The following is a 25,176-nucleotide window of genomic DNA, read 5'->3' on the forward strand; positions in this document are numbered from 1 at the left end:
TTTTTGCCTATAATCCTAAATCTCTGCATTTCATCCGATTTTAGGTTCTAAAACTCTGCATTTCATCGATAATCAAGCATATAAACCTTGCATTTCATTTGATGACACTGAGGGGAGAGCCTATGCTGCGTAGGAAAATAGCGGCAGAGCTGGAGCGTTGGCTGAAGTCTGCCGAGCAAAAGGCCTTATTCATTACGGGTTCTCGCCAGATCGGCAAAAGTTATTCGATTCGCGCATTTGGCAAAGCCAGCCATGCAACCTACATCGAGCTCAACCTCATGGAAAATCGCCAGGCAAAAGATGCTCTTCTCGAGGCACGGGATGCCGACGATTTCATCAGCAGGGTGACGCTTCTCTCGGGAAAGCCGATAGCACCGGGCAAAACGCTCGTGTTTATCGATGAGGTCCAAGAGGCCCCCGACATCATGACGATGGCAAAGTTCCTTGTTGAGGACGGGAGGTGCCGCTGGGCGTTTTCGGGGTCAATGCTCGGGACCCAGTTCAAGGGCGTTAGGTCCTATCCCGTGGGATATGTTCACGAGCTTAGGATGTTCCCGCTCGATTTCGAGGAGTTTTGCTGGGCGATCGGGGTGAGCGAGGGAGCTCGCCAAACGATACGCGACGCGTGTATCAGCGAGAAGCCCATTCCTGATTACATTCACGACGCGATGATGGCAAACTTCAGGACCTATACCGTTGTCGGTGGAATGCCAGAGGTCGTGCAGCGTTTCCTTGACACGCGGGGCGACCTTGCCTCCGTTCGTCAGCTACAGTCAGAGCTCAACGAACAGTACTGGCGGGATATCTCCAAGTATGCAAGCGGGCGAGCCCTTCAGGTGCAGAGCATTTACGATCAGCTCCCTATTATGCTCGAGGGCGAAAACAAACGCTTCGTGCTCAATTCCATTGACCCCAAGGCGCATTACGACAAGTACCAGCGAGATTTTGTCTGGCTTGTCGATGCCGGCGTTGCTCTCAAGGCGGATATCGTAACCGAGCCAAAGTCGCCCCTGCTCAAGACGGCACGGCCATCGCAGTTCAAGCTATACCAATCGGATACGGGCATGTTGATGGCGCGCTACCCCGTTGGCGTCGCCCAGGCGGCGTATCTTGATAGCAAGGAACCCAATCTGGGCGGTATTTACGAAAACGTGGTGGCCCAGCAGCTGACTGCCCAAAATCGCCAGCTTTACTACTATCAGACAAAGAAGCGCGGCGAAGTGGACTTTGTGGTCGACGGACCGGATGGAACGGCTGTTCCGATCGAGGTTAAATCGGGTTCCTATTACCACGCGCACGCCGCGCTCGGTCATGTGCTTGATACGGCCGAATATGGCGTAAGGCTTGGGATTGTTTTCTCGAGAGGCAACGTTGAACGCAGCGGAGCTGTTCTTTATTTGCCGCTATATGCGACCTGGGCCCTTTCGGATGTTTTGGGTGACTCCTGTGCCGAGGGGATAAAGCTGGAGGTCAAGCCGGTCTAGGGACAGTCCCCGATGCGACAAAGGGATAGTGCCTTTGTCGCATCCGCTATCCGAGATAATGAGCGTGGATTTTCTCCCGTCTAGAGCGCACTTGAATGCTCAAAGTGGGAGAAAATCCACGCTCGATCTGTATGCCGATGACGCGGCTCGCGAGGTTCGTGCGCCCGCGAACCTACATCTGCTCGAGCATGGCAGTGCAGCCGGCGAGCACATCGCGGTAGGTGGCATCGAAGTTGCCGGTGTACCAGGGATCGGCCACGTCGCCGGGGCGCTCGGTCCAATCGAGCAAGCGCGTAATCTTGCCGTCGGGGTCGTCGCCAAAGATGCGACGCAGACCGCGCGCGTTCTCAGCATCCATATAAACAATGCGATCCCAGTTGCCATACTCTGCGCGCCGCACCTGACGTGCGCGATGTGCGACGACGGGAATCCCAACCTCGCGTAGCTTGGCAACGGTACCGTGATGTGGCGGGTTGCCGATCTCCTCGGTCGAGGTCGCGGCGGAATCGATGACAAACTCGTCCGCGCGTCCGGCGCGGTGCACCAGCTCGGTAAACACCGACTCAGCCATCGTCGAGCGGCAGATATTTCCATAACAGATAAACAGTACACGTTGCATGCGCGGTTCCTTTCATATAGAGGGCTGCTAAGGAGTCGAAGCCGGGCGCATGCCAAGTTTTATTTCTTGGCCAGTTTGAAGTAACGCTCAAATATCAATTCGAAAACGTAATAGAACATCAATCGACTGTCGAGGTCCATGCTGCCCAAGCGGATTTCTTTTTGCACGGTGTAGATAGGGTAGTCGGCTAGTTTCGAGAGAGAATTTCGAGAAAAGCCGGTGAGCGTGACGACCTTGCATCCGCGCGTTTTGGCTATCGATGTGGCGTCAATAGACACCTGCGTCTCGCCGCTTACGGAAACGCTGAAGACCAGGTCGTTTTTGCCGAGGAGCTCTGCGTAATGCCTCATGACATGACGTTCACTGAGCGTATCGGTGTTCTTGCCCATTATTTTGAGCTTTTCAGCCATCTCGAGGCACGGGTATTTCGAAAAGCCCGAGCAGAAGAACACGATATGCGAGGCATCCTGGATAAGACTCACAACCGAATCGATGACCCTGTCGTTAAGCAGATCTTTGGTCTGTACGAGCTGGGTATCAAGAGGAAGTGCCTCGATAGTGAATCGATTGCGGTCGAGCGAGGCGGAATACGATTGTTTGAGCTCCGTAAACCCCGAGAAGCCAAGCTTATGGGCAAGCCTGACGATTGTATTGGGAGCGACGAAGAACCGTTCAGCAACGCTCTTAAGCGTGACATCGTCAATATCATCACGCAGCTCGATGATGTAGCGCATGATCTCGCTTTCGAGATCGTTGAGCTTGCTCTCGCCAGCTCGCACATGATCATAAAAAGATTCTTGATCTTTCATAAGATGTTTCAGCCCCTCGCATCTCGCCGTACATATGGTACCGCTTTGTGTAGCCAGGTGAGAAATCGGTAATCGGTCAAGATTGCCTATTGCCCATGAACTGGGCAAACGCGCGTGTCTGCCTACACATATCTGTGTCGTGAGCGAAATCATGTGTCCCCGTTTCGCATTGGCCCACACGGGGACTCTCAAATGACCTTATATCGCAAAATATCAATCGAAACGAAGCAAGCCGAGGACAACCGCGGAGCCCAAGGTCTTCGAGAACACCGATCAGCCAACCCTGGAGGGACGGAACATGAAGGATAAGCTCAATATTGTGATCGTTGGCGGCGGCTCTACGTGGTGCCCTGGCATTCTCAAGGCCCTGACCAAGCACATGGACATTCTGCCGCTGAACCGCGTGATGCTCTATGACATCGATGCCGAGCGCCAGCGTCCGATCGGCGAGTTTGGCAAGATCCTCTTCGCCGAGGAGGAGCCCGGTGTGGAGTTTGGTTACACCACCGATAAGGACGAGGCTTACACCGACGTCGACTTTGTGCTCTGCCAGATTCGTACCGGCGGCTACGAGATGCGTAGCAAGGACGAGAAGATTCCGCTGCATATGGGAATCATCGGCCAGGAAACGGTGGGCCCTGGCGGCATGGCTTACGGTATGCGCTCCATGCATGACATGGTTGAGATCGTCAACGACGTTCGCGCTCATAGCCCGGAGGCGTGGATTATCAACTACACCAACCCGGCTGCTATTGTGGCATATGGTCTCGAGCGCGTCCTGCCCGATGAGCATCGCGTCCTCAACATCTGCGACCAGCCCGTCAACCTCATGCGCTCTTACGGTCGCCTGCTCGGTCGCGATATGAGCAAGACGGAGCCCGTGTACTTTGGCCTCAATCACTTCGGTTGGTTCAAGCACATCTACGATGAAGAGGGCCATGACCTCGTCCCGCAGATTAAGGAATACACGGAGAAGAACGGCTTCCTTCCTGCCGATGCCGAGCAGCGTGACCAGTCCTGGCTTGATACCTACGCCATGGTCAAGGACATGCTCGAGGACTTCCCCGACTATCTGCCCAACACTTATCTGCAGTACTATCTGTATCCCGAGTACAAGGTCGCTCACCTCGACCCCGACTACACTCGCTCCGACGAGGTTATCAACGGTCGTGAGAAGCGCGTGTTCGCCGAGTGCGAGCGTGTTGCCAAAGTCGGCACCGCAAAGAACTCCTCGGTTGTGCAGAACGACGCTCATGGCGATATGATCGTGGAAATCACCTCGGCCATTTACCGCAACACCAACAAGACCTTCATTGTCATCGTGCCCAACAACGGCATTATCGAGGGCATGCCCGATGACGCCATGGTAGAGGTCGCGGCAAGCGTGGGCGCCAATGGCCCGCAGCCCTATGCTGTTGGCAAGATCGGTACCTTCTATCGCGGCCTTATGGAGAACCAGTACGCCTATGAGCGCCTGACCGTTGAGGCTTGGATGGAGGGTTCCTACGAGAAGGCTCTGCAGGCACTCACGCTTAATCGTCTGGTCGGTGACGCAAAGAAGGCTCGCAAAGTGCTCGACAAGCTCATCGAGGCCAATAAGGATTACTGGCCGGAGCTTAAGTAGCTAGTTCCATAGCGCTTGATAACTGTTATGGGGCGTGTGGGCTGTGGAGCTGCACGCCCCGTTTCTTTAAGAGGGGTATCCCATGAACAAAGATGAGCTGCTGGCAAAGTTCCAGCGTCTGGGCAAAGTCCTCATGACGCCTGTCTTGATCCTGCCAATCGCCGGCATCCTTCAGGGCTTTGGCAATGCCTTTACCAGCCCCACCCTTACGGCAGCTGTTCCCTGGCTTGCTGCTCCGGGCTTTGCGATCTTCTTTTCGATTCTCAAGGCCGCTGCCGGCATCGTTATGAACAACATCCCGGTTATCTTCTCGATTTGTCTCGCCTATGGCTTCGCCAAGTCCGAGAAGGCTACCGCGGCGCTTTGTGGCTTTTTGGGCTACATGTGCATGAATTCCGTGATGGGCACGTTCCTTACGGCGACTGGCGTTATCGATCCCGCGAATCTTACGACGGGCCAGAGCACGATCCTCGGCATCACCACGCTCGACACTGGCGTTATCGGCGGTCTTCTGGTGGGCGCAATCGTCGCATGGTTGCATAACCGTTACTACAAGATTGAGCTGCCTGCCGTGTTCTCCATCTTCAACGGTACGCGCTTTATCCCGGCGGTGACGCTGCTCTCATGCAGCATCCTCGCATTGGTCATGTCCTTTGTTTTCCCGTTTATTCAGAACGCTCTCGGTGCGCTGTCCGAGTTCATCAAGACTACGGGTGCCTTTGGTGCATTTGTCTACGGCGCCGGCGAGCGCATGCTCCTGCCTTTTGGCCTGCATCACTTTGTCTATTTGCCGTTCTTCTTCACGTCGCTCGGTGGCGTCGAGACCATCGACGGCCAGACTGTTCAGGGCGCTATCAATATCTACAACGCGATCCTGGGCTCTCCCAGCACGCCGTTTAACATCGAGGTCAGCCGTTTTGTCATGAACGGCAAGGTTATCTTCGCCATGTTCGGCCTGCCTGGCGCTGCACTCGCCTTCTACAAGACGGCGCTTCCCAAGAACAAGAAGAAGACCGCAGCGCTCATGATTGCCATCGTGGTGCCTTGCATCCTCTCCGGCATTACCGAGCCGCTCGAGTACTCCTTCCTGTTTATTGCGCCCATCCTCTACGTGTTCCACGCTCTCATGGCTGGTCTTGCCTATGCGCTGACCTATATCCTGCAGTTCAACGTGGCTGGCTCCGCGTCCTTCGGCGGCCCGCTCTTGTCGTTGATCTTTAACGGCATTATGGGTGCAGCCAAGGGCTCCAACTGGCAGGTTATCCTGTTCCTCGGCCCCATCTACTTCGTGGTGTACTACTTCGTCTTCAAGTTCATCATTCTTAAGAAGGACCTTAAGACTCCCGGCCGCGAGGAAGAGTCCGACGATGAGGCCGCAAAGGCTCCCAAGACTGTGATCAGCGACCTCATTCCCGCCATCGTTGAGGCAGTGGGCGGCGATAACAATATTAAGTCTGTCGAGGCCTGCTTCACCCGTCTGCGCATCCAGCTTAATGACTGTGACAAGGTAGTTGATGACGCCGAGTTTACCGAAAAGCTCGAAGCGCGTGGCATCGTGCATGTTAACGGCGGCGTGCAGATTGTCTACGGCAACATGGCATCTAACTACGCAACTCAGATGCGCGAGCTACTGGGTATGGAGTAAACGACTCGCGTATCTATAAAATCCAGTATAAAAGGCGGCGGCAGACAATGCGTCTGCCGCCGCCTTTGAGGTGCCCCGCGCACATTTCGTGTACTTCGGATACACGAAAACTGGAAAATCGTGCATTCGAAGTACATGAGATCGAACCACAGCTAAAGGAGCTGGCTTAGCCTGTCGTCAGGTAAGCGTCGCGACTGGAACGATAGACGTTTTAGAGGGAACCTCGCTCTACGCCCTTGCTCGCCTGCGCTCCCAGCGAGCCAACTTAATCGTTACCAGCGTAAGCGCCCAGGCCACAAGCGAGAACGCGGCGCCCACGGCGCCCACGTACGCAATGCCAATGCTGCTTACCACGGCGCCGCCCACTGCAGTGCCAAACGAGATGCCGACGTTAAACGCCATGGGCTCAACCGAACTTGCGAGTACCATCGACTTGGGATGGCGGCTGCGTGCCACGTCCATAAAGTGCGTGATGCACGACACCGAGAACAGGTACATGAGCAACGCCAAGCTAAAGACAAAGACCAGCGCGAGCGGCATGGTGCCGCCCACGGCAAACAGCCCGAGTAACGCCACAGCCTGCAGCACAAACGTCACAAGCAGCGCCTTCATGCCAAAACGCGCGTCGATCCATCCGCCCAGGATGTTCGAGATCAGGCAGAACACGCCGTAGGCCATAAGCGTGGTACTGGCTTCGACCGTGCCCATGCCCAGCACCTGCTCAAGATAAGGCGTCACGTAGCCGTAGAATACGTAGACCGAGCCCACGCCAAACAAAAAGATGAGCATGCCGGTGATGATGCTCGGTTCGCGCAGAAGCCCCGCCTGCTCGCGGAAGGTAGCGGGTTCGTCGGTCTGCCCGGCTCGTGGCATAAACGCCACGAGCGCTCCGCAGATTATAACGGCAAAGGTCAGCGTGCCGTACATGGCCACGTGCCAATCGAGCGTGTCGGCCACAAACTTGCCAATCGAGGTCACAAAGACCATCGCCACGGAAAACGCACCATATACCACCGAGATGGCAAGCGAAGTTTGCTGCGGGGACAGAAGCTCAGGGATGTACGTTACGCCCACGGCGAGCAGCGCACCCGAGACAGAGCCCAGGACAATGCGCGAGATAAACAGCACCTGGAAGTTGGGCGCCAACGCCATGACCAAGTTGCCGAGCACAAAGACGATGCTATAGCACACGAGCAGCTGGTAGCGGCGAAAACGTCCCGTGCTGAGCGCAAGCACCGGCGTTGCGATGGCATAGACAAGCGCAAACACGCTGATGAGCTGGCCCGCTGTGGCAAGCGATACGCCGAGTTCCGTCGCCAAGTCGCTTTCGATGCCGATGACCACGAACTCGGAGCAGCCGAGCGAGAATCCCAACAGCACGAGCAGCGCCAGGCAGAGCTTGGTGCGTGCGGGGGAGAGCGCGGCGGCGGTTGACTTACTTTTAGGCGTGGTTGCGGCGGTCAAGGTTGTCACTCCAATGTCGCATGAATAAGCGGGATTCAATCCCTGCAACTCTAACAGAATGTGACAAAGGGACAGTCCCTTTGTCACATGGTGAGCTTGTCTGTATAGTCGCAATACAGGTGAAGATGGTCTCAGGTACATCGCGGGCGACAGGAGATTCCATGGGTATGCACACGACAAAGGTTGCAGTGGGCGAGGGCAAGTTTGCGCTCGAGGCCCAGTTGACGGTGACACCGCGGGGCATGGCGGTGTATGCCTGCTCGCCCCAGTTCGCTCACCTGGGCGCCACGGCGCAGGCCATTCCGCGCCCCGAGCCCGGCCGCACGGCAACGGTGAGCATCCTGGCTGTTCCGTGCCATCGCGACGAGATCCCGGCACACGATATCGCCGCGGCTCTGGCCACGCGTTTTGGCGTGCCGGTGGTTGCAAGCACGGGCTTTCATGTTGAGCACGCGAGCGCGGACGATCTGCGGCGCGTCCTCGATACCACCAAGGAACTCATCGCCGCGCTCGAGGCCGCCGCAGCCCGCATCTTGCGCGCCGGCTGGGACGAGGGCGGCGCGGGCGCCGAGGTCGTGGCTGTCGATGCCGCGACCGGCGAGGCGCTTGGCCCCGTCGATCGCATCGAGGCGCATGCGGGGGAGGGCATCCTGCATCAGGCTTTCCTGACGCTTCTAGTTGAGGGTCGGGGCGAAGATGTACACCTGCTGCTCTGTCGTCGCAGTCCGCTCAAGCGCCTGTGGGGCGGGGTACTTGCCGACGGTTGCGCCGGCCACCCGCTGCCGGGCGAGGACGTTGCCGCGGCCACCGCTCGTCGTATGGGCGAGGAGCTCGGCGTTGCGCGCGAGCTGAGCGATCTTGAGCATCTGGGACATATCGTCTACCGCGAGGACCACGGCGACGGTCACTGCGAGTGCGAATGGTGCGAGGTCTATCTTGCCCATGTTGAGCCGGGCGAGCTGCACATCAACCTAGAGGAAATCTCGGAGGTGCGTCGTGTGGCCCCGCCCGAGCTCGACGGCTACCTGCAGGGTCGCCCCGAGCCCCTTGCCCCCTGGCTCCGCGAGGCTCTAGAGACCCCATCCATCCGCACGACCCTCGCAATGTGACAAAGGGACAGTCCCTTTGTCACATCTGGGATCGACTGGTTCCCCAAACCGTCCCAACATTCGGCGAAAAACTCGAAAACGAGGAAAACCGTCGATTGTTGGGACGGTTTTCTGTCCAAGAGGAAAGGTCGCTACCTATCCAAAAAATCTCGCTTGACTGTATTGCTGCAACACAGCGCAACGTAAGGGGTGTCCGATAACGGGCGCCCCTTTTTAAGTGGCAACGTGGCTGCGAATCCGGAGCGCCCCCAACAAGAAAGGTGGGGAGATGGAAGCGGAAAAGAAGGCGTTTAAGATCACCAAGCGCGAAATTGGCTTTGTGCTGGGTATCATTGTCTTTTTGCTGGTGAAGTTTCTTCCTTTGGCGGAGCTGAGCTCGACGGTCGAGCTTACGGTCGGCGGTCAGACCTGTCTGGCACTGACGCTCGCCACGGTGGTGTTCTGGGCATGTGGCGTGGCACAGCCGGGCTTTGTGGGCCTGCTCTACTGCGCGCTGCTCGTTCTGTTTAAGGTGTGCGTGGACGACACGGGCGCCGCGAGCATCTCGGCGACGGTCGCCTCCACGTTTAGCTCGTGGACCAAAGCCACCATGTGGCTCGTCATCGGCGCCTACCTCATCGCCAGTGCAGTCAAGGAGTCGGGCCTGGGCGAGCGCATCGCCTACGCGTTCATGCTCAAGTTCGTGCGCGACGCCAAGTCGCTCATCATCTCGATCTTCGCGCTCACCTTTGTGCTGTCGCTGCTGATCCCGCATCCGTTCCCCCGCGCCTTCCTCATCCTCGCCGTCGTCTCGGTCATCGCCGAGTCCGCCGGCTACGGTGACGACGACCGCGGCAAGCTCGGCTTCCTCGTGTTTGCCGCTGCCGCTCCGGGCTCCATGTTCTTCCTGACGGGCGACTCCACACTCAACCCGCTCGTTGCGCAGTACAGCGCCGAGGCCGGCGGCATGAGCCCGTCGTTTATCGACTGGTTCCTGTACATGAGCGTGCCCATGCTGGTCGCGCTGCTGTGCACCCTGTTCCTGGGCCTCTTCCTCTTTAAGCCCAGCAAGGAACTCGTCTACGATCGCGAGCAGATCGTGGCCAAGCAGGCTGCGCTCGGCAAGCTCTCTGTCAAGGAGATCCGCACCATCGTGTGGCTTGTCATCGCCATCGCGCTGTGGCTCACTGTCTCGGGCGATTACATCGGCTGGGTCACCCTGGCCATCGGCGTCTCTCTCGCCATGCCCATCATCGGCGAGGTCCTCACTCCCGCCAGCTGGAACGCCGTCGACATCAAGTCCCTCATGTTCCTGACGGCCGCCATGGCCGTGGGTTCCGTGGGCGGTGCCACCGGTATGAACGCCTGGATCGCCGATGTCGTGCTCCCCAGCTCCGTGCCCGAGAACATCTTCCTGTTCGCCCTGCTTGTCGCCGCGCTCTCCATGATCATTCACATGTTCATGGGCTCGGTCATGGCCGTGCTCGGCGTGTGCGTGCCGGCGTTCATCAGCTTTGCGGCTGGCTCCAGCGTGAGCCCGCTCGCCGTGGCACTCATCGTCTTCACGTCCATCAACATCCACTACATCCTGCCGTTCCATAACCTGCCGATCCTTATCGGCGAGGGCAAGGACGCCGGCGGCTACACCTCCAAAGAGGCCATGCGCATGGGCATTCCCCTCACTGCGGTCGTCTTTATCGTCGTGCTGGTCGAGGCCGCCTGGTTCCACCTCTTTGGCCTGATGTAAACGGTCGAGCGCTTGGCTGTAATTAGCCGAGTGCTTGAACTGCGAGTGCCCGAGTGCCCCATCCATGGGCGCCGTGGCCCCACTACGTTCCCCAGCCCGGCGGCACTCCCGCCGCCGGGTACTCTCCCGAAAGGAGCACGCCATGTCCACTACCGATGCTTCCCAGATCCACGATCTGCGCTCCGCACTCGACTTTTTGCGCGAGATGCCGGGCCAGCTGCTCGAGACCGACACCCAGGTCGATCCGGACGCCGAGGTCTCGGGTGTCTATCGCCACGTCGGCGCCGGCGGCACCGTTATGCGTCCGACCAAAGAGGGTCCGGCGATGGTCTTCAACAACGTCAAGGGTTTTGACGATGCTAAGGTCTGCATTGGCATGCTTGCCAGCCGCAAGCGCGTTGCCGCCCTGCTCGACTTGGACGAGGAGCACCTGGGCCTCGAGATCGGCAAGCGCTTCGAGAACCTGATCGCGCCCGAGCAGATCGCCGAGGGTGCGCACGTCGACTGCCAGGAGGTCGTGTACAAGGCGACCGACGAGGGCTTTGACCTGCGCAAGATCGTCCCCGCTCCCACCAACACGCCTGTCGACGGCGGCCCCTACATCACCATGGGCCTTGCCTACGGCACGAGCCCCGACGGCTCCCAGTCCGACGTGACCATCCACCGCTTCTCCTGCGTCGACAAGGACAAGCTCGCCATGTGGATCACCCCGGGTAGCCGTCACCTTGGCGCCTTCTTTGACGAGTACTGCCAGCGCGGCGAGGACATGCCCATTTCCATCTCCATCGGCCTGGACCCCGCTGTGTACATGTGCTGCGGCTTCGAGGCTCCCACCACGCCGCTCGGCTTCAACGAGCTGCAGATCGCCGGCGCCCTGCGCGGCCACGCCGTCGAGCTTGCCGACTGCGTCACCGTTCCGCAGAAGTGCATCGCCAATGCCGAGTACGTGCTCGAGGGCTACCTCATGCACGACGAGACCATCAACGAGGACGTCAACGGCCACGGCTACGCCATGCCCGAGTTCCCCGGCTATACCGGTGGCGCTAAGGTCTGCCCGGTGATCAAGATCACCGCCGTCACCACACGCACCAACCCCATCATGGAGAGCTGCATCGGCCCTTCGCGCGAGCACGTGTCCATGGCCGGCATCCCCACCGAGGCTTCCATCTACAAGATGGTCGAGACCGCTATCCCGGGCCGCCTGCTCAACGTCCACGCTGCCCCCTGCGGCGGCGGCAAGTTCGTTGCCATTATGCAGTTCAAGAAGTCGAGCAAAAATGACGAGGGTCGTCAGCGCAACGCCGCCATGCTCGCCTTCTCGGCATTCTCCGAGCTCAAGCATGTGATTCTGGTCGACGAGGATGTCGACATCTTCGACATGAGCGACGTGATGTGGGCCATGACCACGCGCTTCCAGGCCGACGTGGACCTCATCACCATCCCCGGCTGCCACTGCCACGTGCTCGACCCGTCCAACGACCCCGCGTTCGATCCTTCGATCCGCGAGCACGGCATCGCCTGCAAGGCCATCTTCGACTGCACGGTCCCGTTCAACCTCAAGAAGAACTTCATCCGCTCGCAGTTCATGGAGATCGATACAGATAAGTGGGCAGCAGAGCTCGCTTTCTAGTACGTAGCCCTACCAAGTAGTCAAGGAGTTGCCATGCCTGAGCCTTCTGTCCGTCCCCGTCGCATTGTCGTTGGCGTGTCTGGCGCCAGCGGTGCCGCGCTGGGCCTCGAGTGCCTCAAATGCCTGCGCCAGGCCGGCGCCGAGTCGGCGCTTGTCGTCACGCGCGGGGGAGAGATCACCATCGAGCAGGAGCTCGGCATGACACTCGACGAGTTTGCGTGCTATGCCGATGTGGTTTACGACAACAAGAACATCGGCGCTGCCATCGCAAGCGGCACCTATCCGGTCGACGGCATGATCGTGGCGCCCTGCTCCATGAAGACGCTCGCCGGCATTGCGAGCGGCTACAGCGAAAACCTGTTGCTGCGTGCGGCCGACGTACAGATGAAAGAGCAACGCCGCCTGGTGCTCATGGTGCGCGAGACGCCCTTCAGCGCCATTCACGTCGACAACATGGCGCGCCTGGCGCGCGTATCGGGCGTCATGCTCATGCCGCCCATGCTCACGTTTTACAACGGCCCCGCCACGCTCGACGACGCGGTGCACCACATCGCCGCCAAGGCGCTCGAGGCCGTCGGCGTGTCATGTGCAAACTATAAGCGCTGGTCATAGGCGTCTTTAGGGTAGGATACGAGGAGTGTTTGAGCCCGCTGCCCCTGTGGGCGGCGGGCTTTGGTGTGTCGGGAGGATCTATGCAGACGGGCATGTATGCGATTAGCGAGATGGCGAGCTTGTTTAACGTTTCGCGCCAAACGCTCATCTATTACGACAAGATCGGTCTGTTTAAGCCCGCCGTGGTTAACGAAAAAGGCTACCGTTTCTATTCGCCCACGCAGATCCCGCTCATGCGTCTGATCTGCATGCTGCGCGACCTAGGGCTCGAACTCGATGAGATCGACCGCCTAGCCTCGACGTTCGACATTAGCGAGATGACCGACCACCTGCGCTCGCGGGTGCAGGCGCTCGATGAACAGATCGCCGGGCTCAAAGCCGAGCGCGCGAGTGTGCAGGAGCGTCTGAGCTTTTACGACGAGGCGGTTTACTGGCGCGAGCGCGAGGGCAAGCCGGAGCTCAAGCAGTTTGAGCGTCGCTACGTGGTCTTTGAGGAGTTTCCGGGCGATATCGAGCGTGGCCGCTCGATGCTTCACCCCACACTCATGCGGGCGATTTTGCGCATGCGTGCGTTGACGGGCACGCGCCCCATGCGTGGCTGGGGCGCCATGCTGCGTCGCGAGGCGCTGCATTCCGACGACCCCATTGCCGGTGCCGGCTCCTTTGCCGTGCTGCCGCGCGGTGCCGAGGAACTGCTGCCGAGCGATCCCGCCGAGCTGGCAAAGATCGGCATCGAAGTGCTGCCCGAGGGCACGTATCTGTGCATGAGCCGCTGGGGTATGCCGTACGAGCCCGAGGGCATCCGCGCCGTCGTGGCCTGCATGGACAGGCACGCGCTCCGGCCCATCGGCAACGCTTTCGACTTTTGCTACCTCGATACCACGAGCTACGACGAGTCCCACCAAGAGGACTTCTGCTGCATCCAAATCCCCGTCGCCCTCCAGATGTGACAAGAGGACAGTCCCTTTGTCACATTCGCGGCATGGCTGCCGCCCAAACCGTCACAACATTCGATGAAAATCTCGAAAACGAGGAAAAGCGTCGAATGTTGTGATGGTTTTCCTATCTGTGCCGGCGAGCCGCCGTGCCGTCTGGGGGTATAAGGCTAGCAAGTGTTTATTTGCGAGGCCAAGGGGGCGCCCCGTATGGATATCGATAGCTTTGAATGGTGGTACAGCGAGGGCGAGGCTCCGGATGAGGTGTGGGACGAGCCCTTGCCAAGTGATGAGTTGAGCGACGGGACCGATGTGGACTCCGATGCTGGCGATGCGCTTGACTCGGATGCCGATTCCGACCCCGCCGAGCCCCTGACCTTCGAGCAAGCCTGGGCCCAGGCCGAGGCCGACGAGGCAAAGGCCGATGCCACGGCCACGCTGGGTGAGCCAGCCGACATGTCCATCTCGCCGGCCAAGACCCCGCAGCCGCGCCACACCATCGACCCCGGCAGCACGGCATCCTTCAGCATACTCGACGTGCCCGCGCAGGGTGCCCAGGCGCCCGCCCCCACGCGTCGCCCCGACCTGGCTCGCGAGGAAGACGCGGGCCGCCGCTCCCCGCTCGGCCCCATCCTCATCGCCTTCATGGCCGGCGTCATCGCTTGCTCGGCGATCGGAAATGTCTGGAGCCATGTGGAGCAACAGCGCAAAGATGCCGCCAAGGTCGAGATGTCTGTCGAACAATCGCTCAGCCGCACGCGCTCGGTACATGTGTCGGTCGAGGTCAAGGACGGCGCGACGTGGGATACCGCGCGCGGCGACAGCCAGATGCTCGTTCATATTGTGGGCCGCACACTCAAGGGGCAAGCGGTCGACGAATACCAATACGTCAATTCCGAAGGTGACGGTATCGAGCTCAAGCCCGGTGACTACGAGCTCACGGTCGATGAGCCGCCCGTTGCCACCGACGGCACGCGTTACCGTGCCTCAAAGCGCATGGTTCCGGTGAGTTTTAATTCACAGGCGGCCGATACGGTCGACAGCACGCCGCAGGGCGGGTTCGACCTTTACGCAATCGTTCAATAACTGTGCCTGTCGCTTCTCCTTGCCGCCAAGAGTGGGACAATAGCCCTCGACACTATTGTTTACTTTTGGAGGAAGTAACATGTCCACCGTCACTACCATCAAGCGCGGCGGCCTCACTGCGGCCATCGATTCCATGGGCGCCCAGCTCACGAGCCTTGCCCTCAATGACAACGAGTATCTGTGGCAGGGCGACCCGGCCTTTTGGGGCAAGCACGCGCCCATTCTGTTCCCCATCGTGGGATCGCTGCGCAACAACACGGCGACGTCTGCGGCCGGAACCTGCGAGATGGCGCGCCATGGCCTCGCGCGCATTGTCGAGCACAAGCTGGTCGAGGTCTCCGAGGACGGCTCGTCCGTCACCTACGAGATCACTGACACGCCCGAGTCGCTCAAGGCCTTCCCGTTCCACTTTAAGCTCAACATGACCTATGCTCTGACCGGCGACGCCACTCTCACGCAGACCTTTACCGTCACCAACACTGGTGACGTTGACCTGCCGTTCTCGGTGGGCGGCCACCCTGCATTTAACGTGCCCGCCCCCGGTGCCGAGGACGAGGCGTTCGAGGATTACGAGCTGGCGTTTACTGAGGTTTGGACCAACGAGGCCCCCGTCATCACGCCCGACGGCCTTATGACGTTCGAGGGTAGCTATAAGGCCCCCGACAACTCGGATGTGCTGCCCATCACGCACCGCAGCTTCGATAATGACGCCATCATGTTCACCGATACCCCGGGCTCCACGCTCACGCTGCGCGGTCGCAAGTCGGGCCACGGCGTCAAGATCGACTTTGAGGGCTTTAAGTACATCGGCGTGTGGTCTGCCGCCAACGACGCCCCGTTTGTGGCGCTCGAGCCCTGGACCGGCCACACCACCATGGACACCGAGGACGACGTCTTTGAGCACAAGGTCAACACCATTACGCTGGCGCCGGGTGCTACCGACACCCGTTCCTTTAGCGTCACCCTGCTCTAGAGGTTCCGCCGTTCTAGCGAACGGCGGACCGGTCGACGCTGCGCGCCACCCAGAGCGACAATTTGCCATTCAAAAGGCACGGCATGACCAGAAGGTCTATGCCCTGCCTTTTTCATGCCAACTTGTTCGCTCTGGGCGGCGCTCGCTGGCATTGCCAAAACATCGACGTTCCCAATGACTACCGTGTGTCTATTAATTTTTCGAGCTTGTGCTGCGCTGCTGGTCGCTGGCGTATATCCTGTTAAGTCGTCAGCATACGATTCAACAGGGAAGGCAGATTATGCATTCTCCCCATCAACGCGACGCGCATCCACAGCTGGTGTGCAGCCGTCGCATCTTTTTGGGTAGCGCTCTCGCTGCGAGCGCTTCCGTCGTCGCCGGCGCGCTCGCCGGCTGTCAGCGCCCGTCCACGCTCAAGGTGGTTCAGCCCACGACGGGCGGCGGTCGCGACGACCTGTCCGATTCCGTGATCGGCAAGGACAAGATCCGCATTGGCATGGAAGCGGCCTACGCCCCGTACAACTGGCAGGTTTCCGAAGCCAGTGAGTACACCATCCCCATCGACAACGTGCAGGGCGCCTATGCCGATGGCTACGACGTGCAGATCGCCAAGATCGTCTGCAAGGCCCTCGGCGGCGAGCCCGTTGCCGTCAAGCAGAGCTTCTCGGGCCTTATCGATTCGCTCAACAACGGCCAGATCGACCTCATCATCGCCGGTATGAGTGCCACGCCCGAGCGCGAGGAGTCGGTCGGCTTCTCCGACCCGTACTTCATTGGCTACTTTGGCCTGTTCGTAAAAGAGGGCTCGCCCTACCAGAACGCCACCAAGCTCAGCGACTTCAGTGGTGCCACGGTACTCGGCCAAAAGGACACCATGCTCGACACCGTCATCGACGAGATCCCGGGCGTCGTCCACAAGAACCCGGTCGATTCGGTTCCCACGGTGTTCTCGAACCTGCTGCAGGGCACGTGCGATGCCGTGACCTACAACACCGAGAACGAGAAGGGCTATATGGCCCAAAATCCGGGCATTGTCCCTATTCATTTTGCCGAGGGCGAGGGCTTTAAGCAGGAGGTCGCGGCAAACGTCGGCTGCCGCAAGGGCTCGGACAAGCTGCTTAAGCTCATCGACAAGACACTCAAGGGCATTAGCCAAGAGGAGCGCGACCAAATGTGGGACGCGTGCCTCGATCGTCAGCCGGCATAGGGAGGCAGCATGAAAACCATCAATCGTCTGGCCTCCTTTACCAAGGCCGACCACCGCTATGTGTACCTGGGCACGAGCGTTATCGCGGCGCTCGGCCTGGTGTTTAGCCAACGCAACCCCACGCCGCTGAGCTTCTTGGCGCCTACGGGCGTGTTCCAAGACTGCCTCTGGGCAATCCTTTGGGCCTGGCTCGTCGTGTCGGCGGCGGCGCTCGTCACCAAACTCATGCACTGGAATGACTATCGCGAAACGTCGCCGTTTGCTTCCGAGCGCTTTCGTCGCGGCGCGCGCCTGGGCAGCTATGTCGTGGTCGCCATTGCGGCGATCTTCTTTATCGACCGTTGCGTCATGTCGTTTATCGACCTGGTGCGGGTGAGCATTGTCTCGGACTCCAACCCCAGCGACTTTTTGTCGAGTCTGGTCTACATGACCTACAAGAGCGGGGACTTCTTTATCCGCGGTATCGAGATCACCATCGCGCTTGCGATCTTCGGCACCGTCATCGCATTCTTCCTGGCGCTGCTCTTTGTGTTCCTGCGTATTCAGACCTTCGATCGCGTGGACAACGACTTGGTGCGCTTCTTTAAGAGTATCGGCCGTGGCTTTGCGACCATCTACTCCACCATCGTGCGCGGCACGCCCATGATGGTCCAGGGCCTGCTCATCTATTACGCGGGCTTCACCGTTTTGCGCGGCATGGGCTTCGAGACCGCCCAGGCCAACCAAATCTGGAGTACCTTCAATGCCGGCCTCGTCACCATCTCGCTCAATTCCACCGCCTACATGATGGAGGTCCTGCGCGGCGGCATCGAGTCCATCGATCCCGGCCAGGCCGAGGCGGCGCGCTCGCTGGGTCTTTCGCAGTGGCAGGCTATGCGCAAGGTTGTGTTCCCCCAGGGTATTAAAAACGCGATTCCGGCGCTCACCAACGAGCTCATCATCAACATCAAGGACTCGTCGGTGCTTTCGGTCATCGGCGTGTTCGACCTCATGTACGCCACCACCACCGTCGCCGGCGTGTACTACCGCCAGATGGAGGTCTACTGCGTGGCGCTCGTGGTTTACCTGATCCTGACGCTCGTGGCGAGCCGCCTGCTCGAGGCCTTTGGCAAAAAGCTGGGCGCTGAGGCCCCGGCCACGCTGCCCAGCTCCAACTAGGCTCAAGACGAGGAGAATCATCATGGCAGATACCGCCACTACCGGCACCGCGGCCGCCGCACAGACCAATGAGCCGCTTATCCGCGTCGAGGGCCTGCGCAAGAGCTTTGGCTCGCTCGAGGTGCTTAAGGGCATCGACCTCGCTGTCAATCCCGGCGAGGTCGTCACCATTATCGGCGCCTCGGGCTCGGGCAAGTCGACCTTCCTGCGCTGCCTCAACTTGCTCGAGACCCCGGACGCGGGCCACATCTGGTTCCACGGCCAGGACCTTACGGCCGAGCGCTGCAATATCAACAAGCTGCGCGAGGACATCGGCATGGTGTTCCAGGGCTTTAACCTGTTCAACAACATGGATGTGCTCGACAACTGCACGCTCGCGCCCGTCACGCTCAAAAAGATGGGCAAGGCCGAGGCCGAGAAGGTCGCAATGGAGCATCTGACGAGCGTGGGGCTCGAAAAGTTCGCGCACGCCGCCGTGGGTCGCCTGTCCGGTGGCCAAAAGCAGCGCGTGGCCATCGCCCGCGCCCTGTGCATGAGTCCGCAGATCATGCTGTTCGACGAGCCGACTTCGGCACTCGACCCCGAGATCGTGGGCGAGGTGCTCGAGGTCATGCGCAAGCTCGCGGCCGACGGCATGACCATGGTTGTCGTCACGCACGAGATGGCCTTTGCCCGCACGGTGTCCGACCGCGTGGTCTTTATGGACAAGGGCGTGGTGCTCGAGGACGCCGCGCCGGCCGAGCTCTTCGGCAACCCCAAACATCAGCGCACTCGCGAGTTCCTCTCCCGCTATCTCGAGGACAAATAACCGACGCAAACGCTTACGTTGCAGGGCCGCTCCCGTGGGGCGGCCTTTGTCGTCACAATCGAAAGGATGTCATGGCCGAGGTTTGGCGCTTCTTTGCGCATGAGGACGATTTTGCCGATATAGACGAGGCCGGCGCGTGCGAGCGCTTGGGCCGCGTGCTGTCGTTTCCGACCGTCTCGAGCATGGATACCGAGGCGGTGGACTGGCAGCCCTTCGATGACCTGCGCGCCTATATGCAGCAGACCTGGCCGCGCGTGTTTGCGGCGGGCGAGGTCGAGCTTATCGATCATTCGCTGCTGGTGACGCTTGGCGGTTCCGACCCCGCCCTCAAACCCGTCATGCTCATGGGCCATATGGACGTGGTCCCCGTGGTGCCGGATACCGAGGCCGACTGGACACATGCCCCCTTTAGCGGGCACGTGGACGACACCTACATCTGGGGCCGCGGCGCGATCGACATGAAGGATCAGGTCGCAGGCATTCTCGAGGCTGTCGAGTATGCGCTGGCGCACGGTTGGCAGCACGAGCGCACGCTGCTCCTGGCCTTTGGCCAGGACGAGGAGACTACGCAGTACGGAGCAGGCGCCATCGGCCGTGCGCTCAAGGGGCGCGGCATTGAGCTTGAGTACCTGATCGACGAGGGTGACTACCGCATCGTTCCGGCTGCCGAGTATAGCGCGGGCGAGGGTTGGCTCATGCACGCTGACCTGGCTGAGAAAGGTTATGCCGACATTGTGCTCAAGACAAAGAGCGCGGGCGGGCATTCTTCCAACCCCTACGGCGGCACGTCGCTTGAGGTGCTCAGCCGTGCCATCACCGCAATCTGCGATATCGAGTGGCCGACGCGCGTGACCGATCCGCTTGCCGCCCAACTCGTCGAGTTGGGGCTCTACACGGCCGATGAAATTGCCGCCAACGGGGACGCCATTGTCCGTGATTGCCTCGCCAGCAAAAAGCTCTATCCGCTGGTGACGACTACCTGCGCGCCCACGCAGATCGAGGGTGGCAGCACCGGCGCCAACGTAATGCCGCAGGATATGTGGGCCAACATCAACTTCCGCATGCTCGAGGGCACGAGCGTGGCCGACGTTGTGGCGTGCTGTCGTGAGGCGGTTGCCGAGGCGGACCTTGCCGGTCGTGTCGAAGTGGAGCTGGGTCTCGGCAGCTCCGAGCCCTCGCCGTCCCCGCGCATCGGTGGTCCCGGCCTCGAGGCGGTTCGCTTCACCGCCGCCCGCTATTTCCGTGATCCAAAGGGGACGGAGGAAAACGGATCATTCGAGCCAGTGGCAATTGTGCCCTCGACCGTGATCGGTGCGACCGACGCTGCCAACTACCAGCGTATTTGCCCTGAGTGCATTCGCTTCTCGGCGTTTGTAGTCGACGATGACGAGTGCGATCGCGGCGTCCACGGCACCAACGAGCGCATCACCCGCCGCGCCTACCTCCAGGGTATCCGCTTCCTCATCGCCCTGCTCCATACGCTCTAGAATCCGACAAAGGGACTGTCCCCTTGTCGGATTCCGTGCGGGTTATATGCAGGTTTGCCTGCGCACGCTATCATGTATGGGTTAGACCGCAACTATGTACCCCACACGCGAAGGGATGCGCATGTATCTGAAGATCGACATGTTCTAGCTGGGCTTACCCCCGCAGTGGCGCCATGCGCCCCATCAACTCTGCCGATTTTCATCTTCACGCATATAAAGGAGTCCCGCCATGCGCGACAAGCTCGAAAAGATCATCAAGGCCTACGAGGAACTCGAGAAGAAGCTCTCCGACCCGGCCGTCGCCTCCGATATCAAGGAGTTCACGCGTCTCAACAAGGAGTACGCGCACCAGTCCGACCTCATCGCCGCCTCGCGCGAGTACATCGGCGCGCTCGATGACATCGAGGCCGCCAAGGAAATGCTCCACGATACTACCGATGCCGATGAGAAGGAGATGCTCCAGATGGACATCTCCGAAAACGAGGCCAAGCTTCCCCAGCTCGAGGAAGACATTAAGTACATGCTCATCCCGAGCGACCCCAATGACGACAAGAACACCATCGTCGAGATTCGCTCCGCCGCCGGTGGCGACGAGGCGGCCATCTTTGCCGGCGATCTGTACAAGATGTACCAGCGCTTCTGCGAGTCGCGCGGCTGGAAGACCACCGTGCTCGACTCCAGTCCCAGCGAGGCCGGCGGCTTTAAGTCCATCGAGTTCAAGGTCGAGGGCGATCGCGTCTACTCCGTCATGAAGTACGAGTCCGGTGTGCATCGCGTCCAGCGCGTCCCCAAGACCGAGTCCCAGGGTCGCATCCAGACCTCCACGGCAACCGTCGCCGTGCTTCCCGAGGCCGAGGAAATCGACGTCCAGATCAACCAGTCTGACCTGCGCATCGACACCTACTGCGCCTCCGGCCCTGGCGGTCAGTGCGTTAACACCACCTACTCCGCCGTGCGCATCACCCACCTGCCCACCAACACCGTGGTGCAGTCGCAGGAGCAGCGTTCCCAGATCCAGAACCGCGAGGTCTGCATGCAGATGCTGCGTGCCCGTCTGTACGAGATGGAACTCGAGAAGCAGCAGGCCGAGCTCGGCGCCGAGCGCCAGAGCCAGATTGGCCACGGCAACCGTTCCGAGAAGATCCGTACGTACAACCAGCCCCAGGACCGCGTGACCGATCACCGTATCGGTTTCAACTCCACCTACAACGGCGTCCTTCTGGGCGACCAGCTCGGCACCGTCATCGAGGCACTTGCCGCCGCCGAGCGAGCCGAGAAGCTGGCACAAGCAGTTTAAGTTACGGCGTTTTACCAAACGCCGTAACGGCTCGACGCTGCAAACGCCCCTAAGCGGCAATCTGACGTTCAATTTCAAGGGCGCGACCAGAAGGTCAGCGCCCTTTCATTTCACGTCACCTTGCTCGCTTAGGGGCGTTTTCGCTGACTTATGCTCAACCTACGGCGCCTTAGAGGTGGTCATTGGGGACGTTCTTAAATGACTAGGTAGGGCATATTGCTTTGAGGTGTTATTCAATCAGCTGTGATGGCCTTTGAGCTGCTTACCTGCTTAAAGCAATTAACGGTGTGCATCTTCTGCCGAAAATATTGCTCAAATAATCGTCCAAGAAGTCGCAGTGCATTTTTTGATGCGTCGCGCGTCAAGTGATTTGGCAAGTTCTTGGTTAGATATTGGTCAGTTTTGGGGCAACCTTGCCAAAAGCTTGACGGATGCAGTTTTAGACGTCGACGAATGAACACTTCGATTGCGATTCAAGCAAAATTCTGGGCTGATTCTCGATAATCGCCTTCAATCGTCCCTTGCCAAGCGCTGGCCTCGCTTACAATCTGCTCCGACATTCGCGCGCCGCCCGGCGCTTAAGAGGGGAGGGCCCCATGGCAAACGAGATCTGGACCATCAAGCGTTGTCTCGAGTGGACCAAGGAGTACCTGGCCGAGCGCGGTGAGGAGCATCCCCGTCTTTCTGCCGAGTGGCTGCTGTGCGCGGCCACGGGTTTGGCGCGTATCGACTTGTATATGCGCATGGACGAGACGCTTAGCGCGGCCCAGCTCGAGACCATGCACGCGGCCGTCGTTCGTCGCGCCAAAGGCGAGCCGCTACAGTACATCACCGGTAGCACGCAGTTTCGCATGATCGACGTCGCGTGCGCCCCCGGCGTGCTCATCCCGCGCCCCGAGACCGAGATGCTCGTCGAAGAAGTCCTGAACTATCTGGATACCGAGGTGCTGAGCCCCGAGGCCGCCGTCCGCCAGCGCGTGGAGCTGCCCTGGAACGATGAGGTCGAGCAGGCCCGCAAAGCCGAGGCGGCGCTGGCCGACGAACGCGCGACCGCCGAGCGCCGTGCCGCCAACCTGACGGCCGCCGATGAGGCTGCGCTGGGTGGCGACGTTCTCGGCAGCCGCGCCTATGCCGAGGAGCTTGCCGATCGCGAGGCCGAGGAAGCCGCCGCGCAGGCAGCGGAAGCCGAGACTGCGGAAGCTGCTGAGCCCGAGCTCGACGAATACGGCATCGCCATCGAGGGTACCGATCAGGAGACGGCTTCAGCTCAGGATGCCGCTGCGCCTGCCCCAGCCGAGTCCCGCACTGCCCGCGTTCTCGAGGTCGGCTGCGGCACGGGCTGCATCTCGCTCTCCCTTGCCTGGGAGCGCCGCGGCCACGTCACCTGCACTGCTACCGATATCGAGCCGCGCGCCATCGACCTTGCTACCAAAAACCGCGATGCGCTTGGTCTCACGTCCGACGACGTCGCCTTTAGCCTCACCAACCTGGTGAGTTCCATTCCCCACGACGAGTGGGGCACCTTTGATGTGCTCGTCTCCAACCCGCCTTACATCCCTACCGATGTCATGCGCTCGCTGCCGCACGAGGTCAAGGACTTTGAGCCCGATCTGGCGCTCGAGGGCGGTGCCGACGGCCTCGATATCTTCCGCCGCCTGCTCAATGCGGCACCCTATATGCTGCGTGCCGGCGGACTCTTTGCCTGCGAGCTCTACGAGGGTGCCCTCGACGCTGCGGCCGGGCTCTGTCGTCAAGCGGGTCTGTCGGACGTGCGCATCGTCCACGACCTCACCGATCGCCCCCGCATCGTCCGAGCCATCGTCGCCGAGCCCAAACAGCGTATTTAAGCTGAACAAATAGATATCTGCGCAAGTTTGTCCTTGCAATATACCGTAAACCTTCTACTATAGAAGGAGAAAGGTATGTCAAATCAGCTGCATCGGTACCGTATCGTGCTTGATTACATTGAACCTTGGCTTGATGAGCAGGATGAAGCTACGCTGAAGCAGACTTATGCAGACCTTTTGGTGCTCGAGAAGGAAGGTCCCAGCCTTGGTCGTCCGCTGGTTGACCGCGTCAAGGGCTCGCAGCTTCATCATTTAAAGGAGCTGAGAGTGACGTCGTGTAGTGGGCAGGTGATTCGCATCCTCTTCGCCTTTGACCCCAAGCGCCAGGCGGTATTGCTATTGGCTGGTGATAAGTCGCGAGCGGGATCGTCAAGGGCAAAATGGAACGGCTGGTATGCGATCAACATTCCAAGGGCCGAGCAAATATACCGTCGCCACGTAAGGAGGCTCGATCGAGATGGAACTGCATGAGTATATGGAATCTCGCGGGATAACACGCGACTCCATTACCGCCGAGCAGGACAGGACTCGCGATCGTATCGAAGCCTATAAGCTTGCTCAGATTCGCAGGCTAAAAGATCTAACACAGGCGTCGGTCGCCCAGTCGATGGGCGTTTCTCAAAAACGTGTATCCGAGCTCGAGCGTGGGGAGTTGGGTTCGATGAGGCTCGACACGCTGAGCAGGTACGCAGAGAGCCTCGGCGGAAAACTGGTTGCAAGCATCGAGTTCCCCGATCGTACCGTTACGCTTGCTCGCTAAAATCCTTCAATAACCCCCTCACTTTCACCGACTACTAGAGCCGCTCACCAAACCAACATGCGCTCTGGGCAAATAGATTGAACGTTTCGTGCGAGAATGCCCCACAGTAAACAAACTTGCACCAGAGCGTAAGGGGCTGGCATACACATGCAGACGGTCTATCGGGTATACGAGGGAGCGCGGGAGCCGCATCGGCTTGCCGTCGAGCGTACGGCCGAGGTGCTCGGCTGTGGCGGTCTGGCCCTGATCCCGACCGAGACCGTCTATGGTGTCGCTGTGGCAGTTAACGCCTTTTCGGACGCCGTGTCTCAAGATACAAGCGAATTCCCATCGTGGCCGCGCGATCCGCAGGCCACCGTCAACGGCGCCGCGGTCCCCGCGCTCGGTACCGGCTATCGTCGTATCTTTACCCTCAAGCAGCGCGAGCTCACCCAAACGGTTGCCTGGCTGGTCGATGATGCCGAGGCGCTCGATCGCTATGGCGTGGATATCCCTAACGAGGCCCGCGTGCTCGCCCGACGATGCTGGCCGGGCGCCCTGACTATCGTGGTCAAGGCGGCCCCCTGCGTGCCGACCTTTATGCGCGCCGCCGACGACACGGTGGCGCTTCGCGCTTCGGCCTCGCCCGTGGTGCAAGCGCTCATCCGCGCCTGCGGCAGCCCTCTTGCCTGCACCAGCGCCAACACGCATGGCGCGTCCGCGCCCGCAAGTTTTGCCACGGTGGAGGAGCGCATCCTGGAGGGAGTCGATGTTGCCGTCGACGCCGGTGAGACCCCGTGTCGCGACGCTTCGACCATCGTGTCGTTCCAGCACGGCGGGCTCCAGATCCTGCGCCAAGGCGCACTTCCCGCATCAGAGATCGAGCGGGTCCTGTCTGGCCCGATGCAATAGAAAGG

At 60.0% G+C, this 25,176-nt stretch carries 22 protein-coding genes; 19 read left to right on the forward strand and 3 right to left on the reverse strand.

Translation table 11 applies throughout. The features are described from left to right. Nucleotides 1-101: 101 nt before the first annotated feature. Entirely contained in the window at nucleotides 102-1,484 is a 1,383-nt protein-coding gene (locus DW754_RS03130) for an ATP-binding protein (RefSeq protein WP_233508900.1), read from the forward strand. A gap of 172 nt (nucleotides 1,485-1,656) precedes the next feature. Here DW754_RS03130 and DW754_RS03135 read toward each other — a convergent pair whose 3' ends face one another. Together DW754_RS03135 and DW754_RS03140 are read right to left on the reverse strand one after the other, a co-directional pair. Continuing rightward, nucleotides 1,657-2,103 carry a low molecular weight protein-tyrosine-phosphatase gene (locus tag DW754_RS03135; protein WP_117758445.1) on the reverse strand — a complete coding sequence of 149 codons (447 nt, stop codon included), beginning with the start codon at nucleotides 2,101-2,103 and terminating at the stop codon, nucleotides 1,657-1,659. Nucleotides 2,104-2,162: 59 nt separating this feature from the next. Continuing rightward, entirely contained in the window at nucleotides 2,163-2,912 is a 750-nt protein-coding gene (locus tag DW754_RS03140; RefSeq protein WP_117757480.1) for a MurR/RpiR family transcriptional regulator, read from the reverse strand. A gap of 298 nt (nucleotides 2,913-3,210) precedes the next feature. Between DW754_RS03140 and DW754_RS03145 the strand changes: the two genes are divergently transcribed. Then, on the forward strand, nucleotides 3,211-4,536 hold the full coding sequence (locus DW754_RS03145; RefSeq protein ID WP_089573127.1) for a 6-phospho-alpha-glucosidase: 1,326 nt from the start codon (nucleotides 3,211-3,213) through the stop codon (nucleotides 4,534-4,536). Nucleotides 4,537-4,618: 82 nt separating this feature from the next. Then, on the forward strand, nucleotides 4,619-6,181 hold the full coding sequence (locus DW754_RS03150) for a PTS transporter subunit EIIC (protein WP_117758447.1): 1,563 nt from the start codon (nucleotides 4,619-4,621) through the stop codon (nucleotides 6,179-6,181). A 228-nt stretch (nucleotides 6,182-6,409) separates the two neighbouring features. On the opposite strand, the gene DW754_RS03155 is transcribed toward DW754_RS03150, so the two are convergent. Continuing rightward, nucleotides 6,410-7,654, reverse strand: coding sequence for an MFS transporter (locus tag DW754_RS03155; RefSeq protein WP_233508899.1), 1,245 nt, complete (start codon nucleotides 7,652-7,654; stop codon nucleotides 6,410-6,412). A 158-nt stretch (nucleotides 7,655-7,812) separates the two neighbouring features. Between DW754_RS03155 and DW754_RS03160 the strand changes: the two genes are divergently transcribed. The 16 genes from DW754_RS03160 to DW754_RS03235 all read left to right on the forward strand — a co-directional run bounded on the left by DW754_RS03160 (nucleotide 7,813) and on the right by DW754_RS03235 (nucleotide 25,171). Continuing rightward, nucleotides 7,813-8,754, forward strand: a complete 942-nt coding sequence (locus tag DW754_RS03160; RefSeq protein ID WP_147336369.1) for an isopentenyl-diphosphate delta-isomerase — start codon at nucleotides 7,813-7,815, stop codon at nucleotides 8,752-8,754. A gap of 268 nt (nucleotides 8,755-9,022) precedes the next feature. Further along, complete coding sequence (locus tag DW754_RS03165; RefSeq protein WP_199411436.1) at nucleotides 9,023-10,480, forward strand: SLC13 family permease; 1,458 nt, start codon at nucleotides 9,023-9,025, stop codon at nucleotides 10,478-10,480. A gap of 142 nt (nucleotides 10,481-10,622) precedes the next feature. After that, nucleotides 10,623-12,110 carry a UbiD family decarboxylase gene (locus DW754_RS03170; RefSeq protein WP_117758449.1) on the forward strand — a complete coding sequence of 496 codons (1,488 nt, stop codon included), beginning with the start codon at nucleotides 10,623-10,625 and terminating at the stop codon, nucleotides 12,108-12,110. 33 nt (nucleotides 12,111-12,143) lie between these two features. Beyond that, entirely contained in the window at nucleotides 12,144-12,722 is a 579-nt protein-coding gene (locus tag DW754_RS03175; RefSeq protein WP_117758450.1) for a UbiX family flavin prenyltransferase, read from the forward strand. Nucleotides 12,723-12,802: 80 nt separating this feature from the next. Further along, nucleotides 12,803-13,672 carry a MerR family transcriptional regulator gene (locus DW754_RS03180; RefSeq protein ID WP_117758451.1) on the forward strand — a complete coding sequence of 290 codons (870 nt, stop codon included), beginning with the start codon at nucleotides 12,803-12,805 and terminating at the stop codon, nucleotides 13,670-13,672. A 195-nt stretch (nucleotides 13,673-13,867) separates the two neighbouring features. Beyond that, nucleotides 13,868-14,743: a hypothetical protein gene (locus DW754_RS03185; RefSeq protein ID WP_117758452.1), complete on the forward strand. Its 876-nt coding sequence runs from the start codon at nucleotides 13,868-13,870 to the stop codon at nucleotides 14,741-14,743. 79 nt (nucleotides 14,744-14,822) lie between these two features. Next, the gene (locus tag DW754_RS03190) at nucleotides 14,823-15,716 is read left to right on the forward strand and encodes an aldose 1-epimerase family protein (protein WP_117758453.1); all 894 of its coding nucleotides are present in this window, start codon (nucleotides 14,823-14,825) and stop codon (nucleotides 15,714-15,716) included. 280 nt (nucleotides 15,717-15,996) lie between these two features. Then, on the forward strand, nucleotides 15,997-16,923 hold the full coding sequence (locus DW754_RS03195; RefSeq protein WP_117758454.1) for a transporter substrate-binding domain-containing protein: 927 nt from the start codon (nucleotides 15,997-15,999) through the stop codon (nucleotides 16,921-16,923). Between the two features lie 9 nt (nucleotides 16,924-16,932). Further along, complete coding sequence (locus DW754_RS03200) at nucleotides 16,933-18,081, forward strand: amino acid ABC transporter permease (RefSeq protein WP_117758455.1); 1,149 nt, start codon at nucleotides 16,933-16,935, stop codon at nucleotides 18,079-18,081. A 22-nt stretch (nucleotides 18,082-18,103) separates the two neighbouring features. Next, nucleotides 18,104-18,889 carry an amino acid ABC transporter ATP-binding protein gene (locus DW754_RS03205; protein ID WP_117635553.1) on the forward strand — a complete coding sequence of 262 codons (786 nt, stop codon included), beginning with the start codon at nucleotides 18,104-18,106 and terminating at the stop codon, nucleotides 18,887-18,889. Nucleotides 18,890-18,960: 71 nt separating this feature from the next. Beyond that, nucleotides 18,961-20,376: a M20/M25/M40 family metallo-hydrolase gene (locus DW754_RS03210; RefSeq protein ID WP_117758456.1), complete on the forward strand. Its 1,416-nt coding sequence runs from the start codon at nucleotides 18,961-18,963 to the stop codon at nucleotides 20,374-20,376. Nucleotides 20,377-20,605: 229 nt separating this feature from the next. Then, nucleotides 20,606-21,673, forward strand: coding sequence for a peptide chain release factor 1 (gene prfA / locus DW754_RS03215; protein ID WP_035138783.1), 1,068 nt, complete (start codon nucleotides 20,606-20,608; stop codon nucleotides 21,671-21,673). 596 nt (nucleotides 21,674-22,269) lie between these two features. After that, complete coding sequence (locus tag DW754_RS03220) at nucleotides 22,270-23,520, forward strand: HemK/PrmC family methyltransferase (RefSeq protein WP_117758457.1); 1,251 nt, start codon at nucleotides 22,270-22,272, stop codon at nucleotides 23,518-23,520. Nucleotides 23,521-23,595: 75 nt separating this feature from the next. Next, complete coding sequence (locus DW754_RS03225; RefSeq protein ID WP_117758458.1) at nucleotides 23,596-23,991, forward strand: type II toxin-antitoxin system RelE/ParE family toxin; 396 nt, start codon at nucleotides 23,596-23,598, stop codon at nucleotides 23,989-23,991. After that, nucleotides 23,978-24,280, forward strand: a complete 303-nt coding sequence (locus DW754_RS03230; protein ID WP_117758459.1) for a helix-turn-helix domain-containing protein — start codon at nucleotides 23,978-23,980, stop codon at nucleotides 24,278-24,280. The genes DW754_RS03225 and DW754_RS03230 overlap by 14 nt, the downstream gene beginning before the upstream one ends. A gap of 147 nt (nucleotides 24,281-24,427) precedes the next feature. Continuing rightward, nucleotides 24,428-25,171: an L-threonylcarbamoyladenylate synthase gene (locus DW754_RS03235; RefSeq protein ID WP_117758460.1), complete on the forward strand. Its 744-nt coding sequence runs from the start codon at nucleotides 24,428-24,430 to the stop codon at nucleotides 25,169-25,171. Nucleotides 25,172-25,176: the final 5 nt, after the last annotated feature.

This window comes from Collinsella sp. AM29-10AC (genome assembly GCF_003469085.1).
Lineage (GTDB): Bacteria > Actinomycetota > Coriobacteriia > Coriobacteriales > Coriobacteriaceae > Collinsella.

Bases quoted from the DNA above. Each gene is read 5' to 3' on its own strand.
- DW754_RS03130 (WP_233508900.1), top strand. From the start codon at position 102: ATGACACTGAGGGGAGAGCCTATGCTGCGTAGGAAAATAGCGGCAGAG.
- DW754_RS03135 (WP_117758445.1), bottom strand. From the start codon at position 2,103: ATGCAACGTGTACTGTTTATCTGTTATGGAAATATCTGCCGCTCGACG.
- DW754_RS03140 (WP_117757480.1), bottom strand. From the start codon at position 2,912: ATGAAAGATCAAGAATCTTTTTATGATCATGTGCGAGCTGGCGAGAGC.
- DW754_RS03145 (WP_089573127.1), top strand. From the start codon at position 3,211: ATGAAGGATAAGCTCAATATTGTGATCGTTGGCGGCGGCTCTACGTGG.
- DW754_RS03150 (WP_117758447.1), top strand. From the start codon at position 4,619: ATGAACAAAGATGAGCTGCTGGCAAAGTTCCAGCGTCTGGGCAAAGTC.
- DW754_RS03160 (WP_147336369.1), top strand. From the start codon at position 7,813: ATGCACACGACAAAGGTTGCAGTGGGCGAGGGCAAGTTTGCGCTCGAG.
- DW754_RS03165 (WP_199411436.1), top strand. From the start codon at position 9,023: ATGGAAGCGGAAAAGAAGGCGTTTAAGATCACCAAGCGCGAAATTGGC.
- DW754_RS03170 (WP_117758449.1), top strand. From the start codon at position 10,623: ATGTCCACTACCGATGCTTCCCAGATCCACGATCTGCGCTCCGCACTC.
- DW754_RS03175 (WP_117758450.1), top strand. From the start codon at position 12,144: ATGCCTGAGCCTTCTGTCCGTCCCCGTCGCATTGTCGTTGGCGTGTCT.
- DW754_RS03180 (WP_117758451.1), top strand. From the start codon at position 12,803: ATGCAGACGGGCATGTATGCGATTAGCGAGATGGCGAGCTTGTTTAAC.
- DW754_RS03185 (WP_117758452.1), top strand. From the start codon at position 13,868: ATGGATATCGATAGCTTTGAATGGTGGTACAGCGAGGGCGAGGCTCCG.
- DW754_RS03190 (WP_117758453.1), top strand. From the start codon at position 14,823: ATGTCCACCGTCACTACCATCAAGCGCGGCGGCCTCACTGCGGCCATC.
- DW754_RS03195 (WP_117758454.1), top strand. From the start codon at position 15,997: ATGCATTCTCCCCATCAACGCGACGCGCATCCACAGCTGGTGTGCAGC.
- DW754_RS03200 (WP_117758455.1), top strand. From the start codon at position 16,933: ATGAAAACCATCAATCGTCTGGCCTCCTTTACCAAGGCCGACCACCGC.
- DW754_RS03205 (WP_117635553.1), top strand. From the start codon at position 18,104: ATGGCAGATACCGCCACTACCGGCACCGCGGCCGCCGCACAGACCAAT.
- DW754_RS03210 (WP_117758456.1), top strand. From the start codon at position 18,961: ATGGCCGAGGTTTGGCGCTTCTTTGCGCATGAGGACGATTTTGCCGAT.
- prfA (WP_035138783.1), top strand. From the start codon at position 20,606: ATGCGCGACAAGCTCGAAAAGATCATCAAGGCCTACGAGGAACTCGAG.
- DW754_RS03220 (WP_117758457.1), top strand. From the start codon at position 22,270: ATGGCAAACGAGATCTGGACCATCAAGCGTTGTCTCGAGTGGACCAAG.
- DW754_RS03225 (WP_117758458.1), top strand. From the start codon at position 23,596: ATGTCAAATCAGCTGCATCGGTACCGTATCGTGCTTGATTACATTGAA.
- DW754_RS03230 (WP_117758459.1), top strand. From the start codon at position 23,978: ATGGAACTGCATGAGTATATGGAATCTCGCGGGATAACACGCGACTCC.
- DW754_RS03235 (WP_117758460.1), top strand. From the start codon at position 24,428: ATGCAGACGGTCTATCGGGTATACGAGGGAGCGCGGGAGCCGCATCGG.